Annotated in this window: 14 protein-coding genes and 1 tRNA gene; 12 read left to right on the forward strand and 3 right to left on the reverse strand. The window is 59.2% G+C overall.

The window, feature by feature from the left end; all coding sequences use genetic code 11:
* Positions 1-26: 26 nt before the first annotated feature.
* From AC5SEO_RS12325 to dps, 9 genes are all read left to right on the forward strand, one after another.
* Complete coding sequence (locus AC5SEO_RS12325; RefSeq protein ID WP_003514032.1) at positions 27-971, forward strand: Bug family tripartite tricarboxylate transporter substrate binding protein; 945 nt, start codon at positions 27-29, stop codon at positions 969-971.
* On the forward strand, positions 968-1,462 hold the full coding sequence (locus AC5SEO_RS12330; RefSeq protein WP_013636754.1) for a tripartite tricarboxylate transporter TctB family protein: 495 nt from the start codon (positions 968-970) through the stop codon (positions 1,460-1,462). Before AC5SEO_RS12325 ends, AC5SEO_RS12330 begins: the two co-directional genes overlap by 4 nt.
* Before the next feature lie 107 nt (positions 1,463-1,569).
* Positions 1,570-3,087: a tripartite tricarboxylate transporter permease gene (locus tag AC5SEO_RS12335; RefSeq protein ID WP_003514036.1), complete on the forward strand. Its 1,518-nt coding sequence runs from the start codon at positions 1,570-1,572 to the stop codon at positions 3,085-3,087.
* 129 nt (positions 3,088-3,216) lie between these two features.
* Complete coding sequence (locus AC5SEO_RS12340; RefSeq protein WP_174068597.1) at positions 3,217-3,477, forward strand: hypothetical protein; 261 nt, start codon at positions 3,217-3,219, stop codon at positions 3,475-3,477.
* 201 nt (positions 3,478-3,678) lie between these two features.
* Positions 3,679-4,617 carry a siderophore ABC transporter substrate-binding protein gene (locus tag AC5SEO_RS12345; protein ID WP_013636756.1) on the forward strand — a complete coding sequence of 313 codons (939 nt, stop codon included), beginning with the start codon at positions 3,679-3,681 and terminating at the stop codon, positions 4,615-4,617.
* Positions 4,618-4,736: 119 nt separating this feature from the next.
* Positions 4,737-5,702, forward strand: a complete 966-nt coding sequence (locus AC5SEO_RS12350) for an ABC transporter permease (protein ID WP_038492099.1) — start codon at positions 4,737-4,739, stop codon at positions 5,700-5,702.
* A complete protein-coding gene (locus AC5SEO_RS12355; protein WP_003514044.1) occupies positions 5,695-6,663 on the forward strand; it encodes an iron chelate uptake ABC transporter family permease subunit in 969 nt (322 codons plus the stop codon). The genes AC5SEO_RS12350 and AC5SEO_RS12355 overlap by 8 nt, the downstream gene beginning before the upstream one ends.
* Positions 6,660-7,418, forward strand: a complete 759-nt coding sequence (locus AC5SEO_RS12360) for an iron ABC transporter ATP-binding protein (protein ID WP_025594380.1) — start codon at positions 6,660-6,662, stop codon at positions 7,416-7,418. Before AC5SEO_RS12355 ends, AC5SEO_RS12360 begins: the two co-directional genes overlap by 4 nt.
* A gap of 125 nt (positions 7,419-7,543) precedes the next feature.
* Positions 7,544-8,032, forward strand: coding sequence for a DNA starvation/stationary phase protection protein Dps (gene dps / locus AC5SEO_RS12365; protein ID WP_080797774.1), 489 nt, complete (start codon positions 7,544-7,546; stop codon positions 8,030-8,032).
* 77 nt (positions 8,033-8,109) lie between these two features.
* On the opposite strand, the gene AC5SEO_RS12370 is transcribed toward dps, so the two are convergent.
* Positions 8,110-8,331: a hypothetical protein gene (locus AC5SEO_RS12370; RefSeq protein WP_013636760.1), complete on the reverse strand. Its 222-nt coding sequence runs from the start codon at positions 8,329-8,331 to the stop codon at positions 8,110-8,112.
* A gap of 373 nt (positions 8,332-8,704) precedes the next feature.
* Here AC5SEO_RS12370 and AC5SEO_RS12375 point away from each other — a divergent pair.
* Positions 8,705-8,779: transfer RNA gene (locus AC5SEO_RS12375), tRNA-Gly, on the forward strand.
* A gap of 404 nt (positions 8,780-9,183) precedes the next feature.
* Positions 9,184-11,145 (forward strand): methyl-accepting chemotaxis protein, encoded by a 1,962-nt coding sequence (locus AC5SEO_RS12380; protein WP_174068598.1) that lies wholly within the window; start codon positions 9,184-9,186, stop codon positions 11,143-11,145.
* A gap of 143 nt (positions 11,146-11,288) precedes the next feature.
* On the opposite strand, the gene AC5SEO_RS12385 is transcribed toward AC5SEO_RS12380, so the two are convergent.
* Positions 11,289-12,122: an aldo/keto reductase gene (locus AC5SEO_RS12385; protein WP_065662137.1), complete on the reverse strand. Its 834-nt coding sequence runs from the start codon at positions 12,120-12,122 to the stop codon at positions 11,289-11,291.
* A 66-nt stretch (positions 12,123-12,188) separates the two neighbouring features.
* Entirely contained in the window at positions 12,189-13,370 is a 1,182-nt protein-coding gene (locus tag AC5SEO_RS12390; protein WP_174068599.1) for an MFS transporter, read from the reverse strand.
* A gap of 162 nt (positions 13,371-13,532) precedes the next feature.
* Here AC5SEO_RS12390 and AC5SEO_RS12395 point away from each other — a divergent pair, with 162 nt between their 5' ends.
* Positions 13,533-14,432 carry a LysR family transcriptional regulator gene (locus tag AC5SEO_RS12395; RefSeq protein WP_013636764.1) on the forward strand — a complete coding sequence of 300 codons (900 nt, stop codon included), beginning with the start codon at positions 13,533-13,535 and terminating at the stop codon, positions 14,430-14,432.
* The last annotated feature ends 5 nt before the right edge of the window (positions 14,433-14,437 follow it).

The following is a 14,437-nucleotide window of genomic DNA, read 5'->3' on the forward strand; positions in this document are numbered from 1 at the left end:
AGGGCATCCTGAGGAGGGTTTTCTAAGTGAAACATTTTCTTATCGGCACATTTCTGGCAGGCGTGATCGCGCTTCCGGCGGTCGCAGCGGACTACACCATCATCGCGCCGGCCAATCCCGGCGGCGGCTGGGACCAGACCGCTCGTTCCCTGCAGACCGTGCTGCAGGAAGAAGGCATTTCCAAGAGCGTTCAGGTGCAGAACGTGCCAGGTGCCGGCGGCACCATCGGTCTTGCACAGTTCGCCAGCCAGCAGAAGGGCAACCCGAACGCCCTCATCGTCGGCGGTTACGTGATGGTCGGCGCGATCCTCACCAACAAGGCGCCCGTCACCCTCAAGGAAGTGACGCCAATCGCCCGCCTGACCGGTGAATATGAAGCAATCGTCGTTCCGGCATCCTCGCCGCTGAAAACCATCGGCGACCTCGTCGACCAGCTCAAAAAAGATCCGGGCAGCGTGTCCTGGGGCGGCGGCTCGGCCGGCGGCACCGATCATATCGCTGTTGGCCTGATCGCCAAGGCGGCCGGCGTCGATCCGACCAAGATCAACTACATCGCCTATTCCGGCGGCGGCGAAGCGCTTGCCTCGATCCTCGGCTCGCAGGTCACTGCCGGCATTTCGAGCTACGGCGAATTCGAAAGCCAGGTCAAGGCGGGCACGTTGCGCCTGCTGGCCGTTTCCAGCGAAGAGAAGCTGGAAGGCGTTGACGCGCCGACGCTCAAGGAAAGCGGCCTCGACGTCGTCGTGCAGAACTGGCGCATGGTCGCTGCTCCTCCCGGCCTGACGCCGGAACAGGAAAAGGCCGTCAGCGCCGATATCGAGAAGCTGGCGAAATCCGCAAAGTGGCAGGAAACGCTGAAGACCAAGAGCTGGATGGATACTTATCTTTCCGGTGACGAGTTCAAGGCGCAGCTTGCCAAGGACACCGACGCCACTGCCGCCATCCTCAAAGAAATCGGACTGGTAAAATGAGCCAGGGTTCCAACCCTTCACAACATCAAGAGCGCCGCCCTGACTGGGCGGCGCTGGCGATCGCCGTAGCCCTCGTCCTTATCGCCTGCGTGATCTTCTGGGACAGTGCGCGTCTCGCCAGCGTCACCGGCTACTCGCCGGTCGGTCCGGCAACGGTCCCCTACGCCATCGCCTTCTGTCTTGTCGGCCTTGCGCTCTGGACGGCCATCGAAGCCTGGCGCGGTGATTTTCCTGAACGGGACAAACAGGAAGTCGCCCCGGTCATATGGGTCGTCGCCGGCCTTGCCGCGCAGATGCTGTTGCTGAACGTCGCCGGTTTCTCCATCGCCACCGGTCTCCTGTTTGCGTTTACGGCGCGCGCCTTCGGCAAACGCAAGCTCTGGTATTCGATCCCCATCGGCATCGCTCTGAGCTTCGTCATCTGGATCATCTTTGCGCGGCTGCTGCAGCTTTCTCTGCCTGCCGGGCCTCTGGAACGGCTGTTGTTCTAACAGCCATTCCGACCAAAATTCGAGATCACAGGAAACCGCCGGCGCGCGATGACGCAAACGCCAGCCGTTCCGCCCGCCCATCTGCTCGACTTGGGGGACATCTGTCCATGAGTACGTTTGAATTCCTGCTGCACGGTCTTGAGGTTGCTGCCCAACCCATGAACCTGCTCTATGCGCTGATCGGCGTGACACTCGGCACTGCCGTCGGCGTTCTGCCCGGCATCGGGCCGGCGCTGACGGTCGCTCTGCTTCTGCCCGTTACATACCGGCTTGATCCCGCCGGTTCGCTCATCATGTTCGCCGGCATCTATTATGGCGGCATGTATGGCGGATCGACCACCTCGATCCTGCTCAACACGCCTGGCGAAAGCGCATCGATCGTGACTGCGCTCGAAGGCAACAAGATGGCCCGTGCGGGCCGCGGCGGCCCGGCACTTGCCACCGCCGCCATCGGCTCCTTCGTCGCTGGTCTCATCGCCACAGTCGCTCTCGCCTTTGTTGCACCCTATATCGTCAAGCTGGCGCTGGTTTTCGGCCCGCGCGAATATTTCGCGCTGATGGTGCTCGCTTTTGTCACCGTCTCCTCGGCTTTCGGAGACTCGGCACTGCGCGGCCTTACCTCGCTGTTCATCGGCTTCGCGCTCGCCATCGTCGGTATCGACCAGTTGACCGGCCAGACCCGCATGAGCTTCGGCATTCCCGACCTTCTCGACGGCGTGGAAGTGACGACGCTTGCGGTGGCCATGTTCGCCATCGGCGAGACGCTGTTCATCGTTGCGCAGGGCCAGAGTGGCGACGAGAAGGTCGAAGCGGTCAAGGGTTCGGTCTGGATGAGTGCGCAGGACTGGGCGCGTTCCTGGAAACCCTGGTTGCGCGGCACATTGATCGGTTTCCCGATTGGCGCCATGCCTGCCGGTGGCGCTGAAATCGGCACCTTCCTTTCCTATGCAACCGAAAAGCGGCTCAGCAAACATCCGGAAGAATTCGGCCATGGCGCCATCGAAGGGGTTGCCGGTCCGGAAGCCGCCAACAATGCCTCCGCTGCCGGTACGCTCGTGCCCCTCCTGACGCTCGGCCTGCCGACGACGGCAACCGCTGCCATCATGCTTGCCGGTTTCCAGCAGTTCGGTCTTCAGCCTGGCCCGCTGCTGTTTGCCACCAATCCGCAGCTGGTCTGGGGCCTTATCGCCAGCCTGTTCATTGCCAACCTGATGCTGCTGGTGCTCAATCTGCCACTCATCGGCCTGTGGGTGAAGCTGCTGACCATCCCGAAACCCTGGCTCTATGCCGGCATCCTGCTATTCGCGACGCTCGGCACCATCGGCGCCAACCCGTCCGTGTTCGAACTCGGCATGCTGCTCGCCTTCGGTATCCTTGGTTACATCATGCGCATCTTCGGTTATCCGATCGCGCCTGCCGTGGTCGGCCTCATCCTCGGGCCGCTTGCCGAACAGCAGCTTCGCCGTGCACTCGCCATCGGCCAGGGCGACCCGACCGTGCTGCTCACCTCACCGATTGCCGTCGGCCTGTTCCTTGTCGCAGCCGCCGCCTTCATCGTCCCGCTCATCATGCGCATCCGCGGCCGCGGCGAGGTGCTGACGCAGCTTGCCGCCAACGAGGACTGATAACAAACAGCCTCCCAAGGCAACTGGCCCCGTCTCCTTCCGGATGCGGGGCCCTTTTTATTCACGGCAACGGGATGTGTGACGCAGGCACGGCCGTGGTAGTATTCCTGTCCAACGCAGGAGAAAAACATGCGCAAGATCGCGATCATGCTGGTTCTGGGCCTTGCCGGCTGCGCCACCGAGGCACCCGACGTGCAACCCATTCCGGGCAGCATCACCTATGGCGGACAACCCCACACCAAATTGACCAAGTCACCCATCGGCAGCACGCTCAGCCACGAATTCGTCATGGGCGACGGCCGGCTGGCGATTGAAACCTACCGCATCCAGCCTGACCGGTCGCTGAAACTGGAAAGACGCGAGATCGTCGGCGACTGGCCGCCGAATTGAAAAAAGATACGGCCCCTGATGTGGCTCCGGGGTCTGGCTTCCGGTACCACACACATTTCCCGCTCACGGCAATTCAGAACCATTCTAAAACATATTTTTGATTTCCGCATACCTTGCCAATAAAGCTGACAGCGAACATCAAGTTACGCCTGCGGGAGCCGCTTCCGCAGGGTCAAGAACCATATTGCAAGGGACATATCCGTGGCCATCAACTTCACCTTCCCCGTTCGGCTGCTGGCAGCAGCGGCCTTCAGCCTTGGCGCGATGACCGCAGGCGCTGAGGAAATGACGATCAAGCACGCGCAGGGCGAGACCGTTCTGAAAGCCGCGCCGAAAAAGGTTCTGGTTCTGGATATCCCCTCGCTCGACAATCTCGATGCGATGGGCGTCGAGCCAGCTGGTGTCCTCGGTTCCAACCTGCCGACCTATCTCCAGAAATATGCCGATGGCAAATATCTGAAGGTCGGCACGCTGTTCGAACCCGATTACGAGGCGATCAATGCGGCAGAAGCCGATCTCGTCATCGTCGGCGGCCGTTCGCGTGCGAAATATCCCGATGTTGCGAAGATCACGCCCGCCATCGACATGTCGATCGATTCCAAGGAATTCATCGCGAGCGTCAAAGCCAATATCACCAAGCTCGGCGATATCTTCGGCAAGCAGGAAGAAGCAAAGAAGCTCGACGCCTCCATTGACGAGAAGGTCGCAAAGCTGAAGGCCATCGCGCCGAATTCCGGCACGGCGATGATCCTCGTCACCAATGCCGGCAAGGTCGGTGTTTACGGCCCAAGCTCGCGCACCGGCTGGCTGCACACGGAAATCGGCTTCAAGCCGGTCGCTCCTGATATCGATGACCGCTTCGACCGGGGCGATGTCGTGTCCTTCGAATATCTGGCCGAGGTCAATCCCGAATGGCTGTTCGTGATCGACCGCGATGCCGGCATCGGCCGCGCAACGGACCCAGGCAAGGCCGCCGCCCAGGTGCTGGACAACGAACTGATCCACCAGACCAACGCCTGGAAGAAAAAGCAGATCGTCTATCTCGACCCGCAGGCAGCCTATATCGTCAGCAGCGGTTATACGGCGCTCACCACCCTGCTTGATCAGGTCTACGAGGCCGTGTCCGAAAAGAAGTCGTAAAAACTGCCTTCGCGACGTCATCCCCGGGCTTCTCCCGAGGATGACGAAGGAGAGGTTCAGTCCTCCGGGCAATCTGCGAGGTCGAAGCGAGCCATCACCATTTTCGAAAAACCACTGACGTGAAATCCCTGTCCCTCATCCTCGCCCTCCTTCTGGCGCTGACACTCGCCATCGTCAGCCTGTTCGTCGGCGTGAGCAACGTCTCGCTGGCGACGCTTTTTGCGCCGGATACGAGCGCGGATGCACTGCGCGTGCTCCTCGTCAGCCGCATTCCGCGCACGCTGGCGCTCATACTGGCCGGAAGCTCGATGGCGATTGCCGGTCTCATCATGCAGATGCTGGTGCGCAACCGCTTCGTGGAGCCTTCGACGGCTGGCACCACCGAATCCGCCGGCCTTGGCCTGCTCACCGTCACCCTGCTTGCCCCGGAAACGCCGATCTTCGGCAAGATGCTGGTGGCGGCCGCTTTCGCGCTGGCCGGAACCGCACTTTTCCTGCGTATTCTACGGCAGGTGCCACTGCGCGATGTGCTGCTGGTGCCGCTGATCGGCATCATGCTGGGCGGCGTCATTTCTGCCGTCACCACTTTCTTCGCCTATCGTTTCGATCTGCTGCAATCGCTCGGCGCGTGGATGACCGGGGATTTTTCCGGCGTGCTGCGTGGCCGCTATGAATTGCTGTGGATCGGCTTCGTTTTCGCCATCGCTGCCTACCTCGCCGCCGACCGTTTCACGGTGGCAGGCATGGGGCGCGACTTCACCACCAATCTCGGACTGAACTATCGCCGGGTGATGGCGCTCGGCCTCACCATCGTCTCGCTGGTCAGTGCCGTCGTCGTCGTCACGGTGGGCATGATCCCCTTTCTTGGCCTGATCGTGCCGAATGTGGTCAGCCTGATTATCGGCGACAATATGCGCCGTTCCGTGCCCTGGGTGGCGACGCTTGGCGCGGTCTTCGTTCTTGCCTGCGACATCATCGGCAGAACGGTGCGCGCGCCCTATGAGATACCGATCGGAACCGTGGTCGGCGTCATCGGCAGCGCGTTGTTCCTCTATCTCCTGCTCCGGAAACGCCACCATGCATGAGAGACATCCCGACCGGCGCGCGAAACTCGTGCTGCTGATGCTTCTCGCACTGGCGCTCATCTCCATGGCTGCCTTCATGACGCTCGGTGCAAAGGGCAGCTGGAGCTTCATCCTGCCGTTTCGCGGCATCAAGCTTCTATCGCTGCTGTTGGTGGCCTATGCCATCGCCGTTTCGACGGTATTGTTCCAGACGGTCACCAACAACCGCATTCTCACCCCTTCGGTGATGGGTTTCGATTCGCTCTATGTGCTGGTGCAGACGGCGCTGATCTTCGTGTTTGGCTCGGCAACCGTGGTGATGATCGATCCGCAGCTGAAGTTTCTTGCCGAAACCGCGCTGCTCGTCACCTTCTCCGCCCTGCTCTACCGCTGGCTTTTCGTCGGCGCGGAACGCAGCCTGCATCTTCTGGTGCTGGTCGGCATCGTCTTCGGCGTGTTCTTCCGCAGCCTCTCGGGCTTCATGCAGCGCGTACTGGACCCCAATGAGTATGCGGTGCTGCAGGATGTGCTGTTCGCCAGCTTCAATTCCATCGATCCCACCCTTCTTGCGGTATCAGCCATCATCGTCGGCGTGGTGACGATTATCGGGTTGCGGCTCCTGCACACGCTCGACGTCCTTTCGCTCGGCCGCGCAACGGCCATCAGCCTTGGCGTGGACTACAAGCGAACGGTGACGATCATCCTCGTGCTGGTCTCCGTTCTCGTTGCCGTTTCCACCGCACTCGTCGGCCCTGTCATGTTCTTCGGGCTCCTGGTTGCGGCGCTGGCCCATTATCTCACAGGCAACGGCAAACATGCCTATGTGCTGCCGGCTGCAATCCTCATCGCCATCATCTGCCTTGTTGGCGGTCAGGTGGTGCTGGAGCGGATCTTCGCCTTCAACACGGCGCTTTCCATCATCATCGAATTTCTGGGCGGCATCGTCTTTATCGGTCTTATTCTCAAGCGGGGTGCGCGATGATCATCGCCAGTCAGATCAGCAAATCCTATGGCGAAACGGTTGTTGTCGATGGCGTCTCCGTCGCCATTCCGGCAGGCGGCGTCACCTCCATCATCGGGCCGAACGGGGCGGGAAAATCCACGCTGCTCTCCATCGTGGCACGGCTGATGTCCATGGATGCGGGAACCGTGACTGTGGACGGGCTGGATGTGACCAAGACCCCTTCCGACACACTGGCAAAACGGCTCTCGATCCTCAGGCAAGACAACCACATCTCGTCACGCCTGACGGTGCGCGATCTCGTCGGTTTTGGACGTTATCCCTATTCGAAGGGCCGTCCCACCATCGAGGACAAGGTCCATATCGACCGGGCGCTGGAATATCTCCATCTCGAAACCCTTTCCGGCCGCTTTCTCGACGAGCTTTCCGGCGGCCAGCGTCAGCGCGCCTTCGTGGCAATGGTTCTGTGTCAGGACACGGACTATGTGCTCCTGGACGAGCCGCTCAACAATCTCGACATGAAACACGCCTCAAGCATGATGAAGATCATGCGTCGCGCCGCCGACGAGCTGAAGAAGACCGTGGTTCTGGTACTGCACGACATCAACTTCGCCTCCTGGTACTCCGACACCATCATCGCCATGCGTGATGGCCGAATCTGCCGCCAGGGACCGGCGGAACAGATTATCCGTCCGGAGGTTCTGCGGGAAATCTACGACATGACCATCAGTGTCAACGACATAGACGGTCGACGCATCTGTCTGTTTTATGAGTGAGATACGACGATCGCAGAGGTTTTTTGCCATTGCCGTCCGAGCGACGGAACAGGGCAACCGGCCAGGGCGTTAATCGGCGGAGATTTTGCCAAACGGCATTCCGTCCGCAACGTCAGGAGACATCGATGAAGACGCACAAGACGAAGAACGACCTGCCTTCCAACGCCAAATCAACGGTGATGGGTATTCTGAACGAATCGCTCGCTTCGGTGATCGACCTTGCACTGGTGACCAAACAGGCGCACTGGAACCTGAAAGGTCCGCAATTCATCGCCGTGCACGAACTTCTCGACACCTTCCGCGCCCAGCTCGACAATCACGGCGATACCATTGCCGAACGTGTGGTGCAGCTTGGCGGCACAGCGCTCGGTAGCCTGCAATCCGTCTCTTCAACGACCAGGCTCAAGGCCTATCCGACCGATATCTACAAGATCCACGATCATTTGGACGAACTGATCGCCCGTTATGGCGACGTGGCCAACATGATCCGCAAGGCTATCGATGATTCCGACGAGGCCGGCGACCCGACGACAGCGGATATCTTCACCGCCGCCTCGCGCGATCTCGACAAGGCGCTGTGGTTCCTCGAGGCGCACGTTCAGGAAAAGAGCTGAGCCGTAACGCGGCTACTGCCACCACACACACGAAAGCGCCCGAGATGCCCGGGCGCTTTTTTAATGAAATGGCGCAATCAGTGCCGACGTAAAACCGCAAGACCGATGTCGCGCAACATCTCATGATCGAGAATGCCGCGCTGGGCGCTACGGATCAAAACCGCCGCGCACTCGTTGGCGACGTGGCTACAGCGATCTTGAAGGCACTCGAAACATACGCCGTCGAAAATATTCTGCAGATCGGTGATCTGCTGGGGCGACAATTGTGCGCCGACTCTTTCAAAAGCTGCATACGACAAGGCTCATCCTCCCGATGATGACATGCCAAGTATCGTTTCTTTTTTTGTGGACATGAAATTTGTACACCCGAACGAATCACTTGTCGAATCAGATTTTAACCAAATGTAAACAGGTTATTTTTTGGCCATCCGGCCCGTTGTGTGCTTTTACAACCCAAATAAAGGCCAGCCGAAACAATACCTTCGCCCGCCAACACCCTTTTTTACGACGCATCGGCCCGGCCGTTTTGAATAAACCCACAGGCCAGACGGATTTCCACCGAAACCGCAAAAGAAACTGTTGCATTCCAAAAACGATTGAGCGATATAGCTCCCGTCGCCACGCTTTGGCGGCCCGCGGTCCAGCGAACTACCCCGGACCAGCGGTTTTTGAGCGGGTGTAGCTCAGGGGTAGAGCACAACCTTGCCAAGGTTGGGGTCGAGGGTTCAAATCCCTTCGCCCGCTCCAGTTTTCCCTGGAAAACGTCGGGATTGTCAAAGCGCTTACGGGCACCGCCCTGATTTTGCCGCCGGTCCCAGATAGCTCCTCTTCAACCGAAGCCTACCCGCATGTTCTGGGCCGATCTGACGCCCAACCATAGTCCCGTGCCCTAGATACCGAACTTATTCGGTTCGGGAAGGCGTTCGCGGACGCGCAAGACATGACAACCGATTTGAGATGCCCATTAGAATTATTCAGTATTAAATACTATTATTATTTAATATAATAGTACAGTATCTTATTATAAGATACGAAATTACTAATAATACATAATTATTTCTTAAATTTATAAGTATAATCATCACCGGAAAAGCGCATGATGCCGAAATATGACCCATGAAGGGCTCGATTTTCTTGTGGGAGCCATAACGATGAGAAATATTCCCGTTGTCGGAAAGTTTTTGACGGTATTTGCGCTATTCGGCGTATGTGCAATCCTGATTGCGGCCTACTCCGCCATACAGATCAAATCGATCGATGGAAGTTATAGTGATCTTATTGCTCGTGACAGCGCAGCGGCCTTGAATTTGGCGCTCGCGAACAAGGAACTGCTGAACGGGCGTGCGGCTTTGGCCGATATGATGATCGCCTTTACGGAACAGGGTAATGCCGCTGCCGAAGCTGAGGTGAAGGCCACACGCGACAAGTTCATGGTATCGATGGATGGAGCCATCGCCAATATCCCCGAAGACAACCGCCTGCGCGTACTCAAGGACGACGTGACGACGCTCTATAACGTGACGTGCAAGAACGCCTGGCACCTGGGCCGAACCGCATCAACCGTGGATGAGGCTCTTGCGTCGCAAAAAGCGTTTGGCACCGAGTGCCAGCCAGTCTTTGCCAAGATCGGCGCGAAACTTACACAGATAGCCACTGATATTTCGAACCGTAGCGCCCAGCAGAGCGATGATCTGAGCGACATAAGCCAACGGACTGCACTGATTACCGTCGCGGCGGTCGTCCTCGGCTTCATCACCGTCGTCGTCATCGGATATTTCGCGATCAGCAGTTGGCTTGTCACGCCGATCCGGGGTCTTGTCGGCACGATGCAAACGCTTGCGGAGGGTAACCTGTCCGTCAAGGTCGAGGGAACGGACCGGCGCGACGAGGTCGGCACGATGGCAAAGGCCGTTGAGGTCTTCAAGGATAACGAATTGAAGGCCCGCCGGCTGGAAGCGGATGCGGCGCAGGTGCGTAACCAGTCCGAGGCAGAGCGTCAAAGAACCGCCGAAATTGATCGCAGGCGCGCCGCCGAAATGGCGGAAGCGACCAGCGGCCTTGCCGAAGGTCTGAAGCATATGGCCAATGGCGACCTGTCCTACCAGCTGAAAACGCCTTTCTCCGCAGAATTCGAAAGCCTGCGTGCGGACTTCAATATCGCCGTAAACCAGCTTAGCAAAACACTGCTGTCCGTTGCCGATGTCACGGCCACGATCGACAACGGCTCTCGCGAGTTGAGTTCGAGTGCGAGCGAGCTGTCGCAACGCACGGAAACCCAAGCCGCATCGCTGGAAGAAACAGCCGCAGCGCTCGACCAGATAACCAGCAACGTCAGCAATTCGACCAGACGGACTGAGGAGGCGCGGATCGTGGCGGTCGAGGCCAACAGATCCGCGCAGACATCCGGTCAGGTCGTCGCAACTGCGGTCGATGCCATGAAGCGCATAGAAAGCTCTTCAAGCCAGATTTCCAACATCATAGGCGTCATCGACGAGATTGCCTTCCAGACCAATCTTCTGGCACTCAACGCCGGCGTCGAGGCGGCCCGTGCGGGCGAGGCAGGCAAGGGCTTTGCGGTTGTGGCACAGGAAGTGCGTGAATTGGCCCAGCGCTCGGCGCAAGCGGCCAAGGAAATCAAGGAGCTTATCCGCAACTCCGCCGACGAAGTGCAGAACGGCGTGAAACTCGTGACCGCAACCGGCGACGCCCTGAAGATCATTGAAAGTCACGTCATCGCCATCAATACACAACTCGACGCCATCGCGACATCCGCAAGGGAACAGTCGGTCGGGTTGGCCGAGGTCAACAGCGCGGTAAACCAGATGGACCAGGTCACGCAGCACAATGCCGCGATGGTCGAAAGGGCGACGGCCTCCAGCGCATCGCTTGCCGGTGATGCCGAAAAACTCCGCCAGATCGTCGGCCAGTTCAAGCTGGATGGCGCAATGGCCAGCACCAGCACGGCTAGAACCGCATATATGCCTTCAGCGCCGGTGCGCGTTGCGGACAACGCACAGCCGAGACCATCCCCGGCGCGTCGCATGATCGGCCAGGTGGCCGCAGCGCTCGGCGTATCCACGGCCTCGAAAGATCAGACATGGGGCGAATTCTGATCCACTCTCTCAGAAGACACCCGGATAGCTTATCCGGGTGTCTTAAGGTTATCTATATCAGTGAAAACCGCTCCTCCGTCATGCCGGGCTAGACCCGGGGTGACGGCACCAGGAGGAATTCCACCCACACCCGTTGGCAACTGTCAGGCAGCCGCGTCCCATACCGGTGCAAGCCCGTCCGGCGAGACGATACGGCCATCCGGTCGAGCAAGAGCACGGATCGCATCCGTCTCAGCGACCGACAGCGTGAAATCGAAGATCGCAAGGTTTTCGTCAACACGGGCTTCGCTCACCGTCTTCGAAAGCGCAATCACACCCTGCTGCTGCACGAGCCAGCGCAGCACCACCTGCGTCACCGACTTGCCCCGGCTTGCGGCGATGTCCTTTAGAACCGGATCGGCAAAAACCTTGCCGTCGGCCATACCGTAATAACCCGTCACCGACATGCCGGCAGCCTTGGCCGCCGCGATCACCATATCCTGATCGATATAGGGATGGTATTCGATCTGATTGGTGACGATCGGCGCCTTTGACAAACTGACCGCCTCAGCCATCAGCGCCGTATTGAAGTTGGACACGCCGATATGGCGAACCTTGCCGGCGTCGCGAACCGCGTTCAGCGCGCCGATCTGCTCGGCCAGCGTTACCGCTTCGTTCGGCCAGTGCAGAAGCAGGAGATCGACATAATCGGTCTTCAGTTTTTTCAGGCTCTCATCGACGGAGGCAAGAAAGGCATCGTGCCTGTAGTTCTCCACCCAGACCTTGGTGGTCAGGAAGATATCGCTGCGTGCCACGCCGGAACCGGCAATGGCTTCGCCGACTTCGGCCTCATTACCGTAAATCTGTGCGGTATCGATATGGCGAAAGCCGGCCTTCAGGGCATGCGGAACGATCCGAAGAACATCGGGGCCGGGAATACGGAAGGTACCGAAGCCAAGCACCGGGATCGATGCGCCGTTGGCGGTGACATCAAACATATATTTTCTCCTTTTAGGGTACGCCCGGCCAGCCCTTAGGCAGTGGCCGGGATTTATATGAAAAACTCAGGCAGTCTTCAGCGAGAGCGAGGCGCGACGGTCGAGTGCACTGCTCCAGATGGTCAGAATGAGGGCAATGGCGACAAGGATGGCGCCGACCCATGGGGTTGCGGCAAGGCCCATCGGCGATTCCACCACCAGACCGCCAAGCCACGCACCAATCGCGATGCCGAGATTGAAGGCGGCGATATTGAGCGCCGAGGCGACATCGACAGCGCCGGGGCGGTGTTCCTTGGCCAGCTGCACCACATAAAGCTGCAGGCCGGGAACGTTGGCAAAGGACAGGAAGCCGAGCGCCACCAGCGTGATCAGGGTCAGAACCGGCGAAACGGCGGTGAAGGAAAAGACCAGAAGCACGATGGCTTGTGCCAGAAAGAGGCCGATCAACGCCTTGACCGGATTGTGGTTGGCGATTTTGCCGCCACCGATGTTACCGGCGGCAATGGCGATGCCGTAGAGCACAAGGATCAGGCCGACGCTCTTTTCGGAGAAGCCTGTGACATCCTGAAGGATCGGCGCCAGAAAGGTGAAGGCGACGAAGGTGCCGCCGTAACCAAGTGCGGTCATGGCGAAAACGATGATTAGTCGGCCGGAACCCAGCACCCGCACCTGATCGAGAAGGCTGGCGGGCGGCGCTTTCTTCAGCGTTCCCGGCAACAGGGCCGCGATACCGGCAAAGGCGATGACACCAAGACCTGCAACCGCCCAGAAGGTGGCGCGCCAGCCGAAAATCTGCCCGATATAGGTACCGATCGGCACGCCGGTGACGATGGCGACGGTCAAACCCATGAACATCATGGCAATCGCCGAGCCACGGCGGTTTTCCGGCACGAGATCGGCGGCGATGGTGGCACCAACGGAGAAGAACACGCCATGGGCGAAGGCGGAAAGCACCCGCGCGACCAGAAGCGTCTCATAGCTTGGCGACACGGCGGCTGCGACATTACCGACGACGAACAGCGCCATCAGACCCAGCAGCAGCGGCTTTCTTTCGATCTTGCCGGTCAGCGCAGTCAGGATCGGCGCACCGAAAGTGACACCCAGCGCGTAAACGCTGACGATAAGGCCGGCAAGCGGCAGGGTAATGTGGAGATCTGCGGCGACCGTCGGCAAAAGACCGACGATGACAAACTCCGTGGTTCCGATCGCGTAAGCCGCGATCGTCAAGGCAAATATGGCCAATGGCATGACGAGTACCTCTTCGCCCGCAGCGGGATCGCGGGCGTTATGGACAGCGGGTACTGTCCGGTTGGATCAACTGTGTGATTGCAATATGGGCGAAGGGGACTTGCATGATAATCAGCAAGATTGGATAAAGGCCTTTGAATTAATTTCACAAGTGGTGCAGCGATGGACAACAGGGCCGGAGAAATGGAAGTCTTCGTGGCGGCAGCCGAGCTGGGGAGTTTTTCCGCAGCCGGGCGCAGGCTCAAGCTTTCACCCTCGGCGGTGAGCAAACTTGTCACCCGCATCGAAGACCGCCTCGGCACCCGCCTTCTCGCTCGCTCCACCCGCGTGGTGACGCTGACGCCGGAGGGGGAAATCTATCTTTCCCGGGCAAGGCGCATTCTGGCCGACATTGCCGATACGGAGCAGATCGTAGCAGGCGGCGGCAAGGTGGTGCCGCGGGGGCTATTACGTGTCAACGCCACGCTGGGCTTCGGCGAAAGGTATCTTCTGCCGCTCGCACCGGAGTTTTTATCTCTTTATCCGGAAATCGAACTGGATATCTCGCTAACCGACGGCGTCATCAGCCTGATCGAGGAGCGCACCGATATTGCGATACGATCCGGCGGGATGGCGGATTCGTCCCTCAAGGCAAGAAAGCTGAAAGAGGTCCGACGGATCATCGTCGCCTCCCCTGCCTATATCGAAAAACATGGCATGCCGGAAAAGCCGCAGGATCTGGCCCAACACAATTGCATCAGCTTCAATTTCAGTCGCAGCCTCAACGAATGGCCTTTCCGTGATCCCGGCACGACGGAAGTCTACCGCCTTCCCGTGACCGGCAACGCCTCGGTCAACAGCGGCATGGCAATGCGTAGGCTGTGCCTGACGGGCCTTGGGCTGGGAAGAGTCGGAGAGTTTCATGTCGAGCCGGATATCGAGGCCGGTCTGCTCGTGCCGGTGCTCGAGGATTACAATCCGGGCGACATGGAGGTGATCCACGCCGTTTATGCCGGACATGATCACCTGGCCGCCCGCGTACGCGCCTTTATCGATTTTGTCGCGGCAAAGGTCGGGCGGTGACTAGC

The sequence above is a fragment of the Agrobacterium sp. K11 genome, assembly GCF_059429395.1.

Bases quoted from the DNA above. Each gene is read 5' to 3' on its own strand.
- AC5SEO_RS12340 (WP_174068597.1), top strand. From the start codon at position 3,217: ATGCGCAAGATCGCGATCATGCTGGTTCTGGGCCTTGCCGGCTGCGCC.
- AC5SEO_RS12390 (WP_174068599.1), bottom strand. From the start codon at position 13,370: ATGCCATTGGCCATATTTGCCTTGACGATCGCGGCTTACGCGATCGGA.
- AC5SEO_RS12380 (WP_174068598.1), top strand. From the start codon at position 9,184: ATGAGAAATATTCCCGTTGTCGGAAAGTTTTTGACGGTATTTGCGCTA.
- AC5SEO_RS12385 (WP_065662137.1), bottom strand. From the start codon at position 12,122: ATGTTTGATGTCACCGCCAACGGCGCATCGATCCCGGTGCTTGGCTTC.
- AC5SEO_RS12360 (WP_025594380.1), top strand. From the start codon at position 6,660: ATGATCATCGCCAGTCAGATCAGCAAATCCTATGGCGAAACGGTTGTT.
- AC5SEO_RS12395 (WP_013636764.1), top strand. From the start codon at position 13,533: ATGGACAACAGGGCCGGAGAAATGGAAGTCTTCGTGGCGGCAGCCGAG.
- AC5SEO_RS12355 (WP_003514044.1), top strand. From the start codon at position 5,695: ATGCATGAGAGACATCCCGACCGGCGCGCGAAACTCGTGCTGCTGATG.
- AC5SEO_RS12330 (WP_013636754.1), top strand. From the start codon at position 968: ATGAGCCAGGGTTCCAACCCTTCACAACATCAAGAGCGCCGCCCTGAC.
- dps (WP_080797774.1), top strand. From the start codon at position 7,544: ATGAAGACGCACAAGACGAAGAACGACCTGCCTTCCAACGCCAAATCA.
- AC5SEO_RS12335 (WP_003514036.1), top strand. From the start codon at position 1,570: ATGAGTACGTTTGAATTCCTGCTGCACGGTCTTGAGGTTGCTGCCCAA.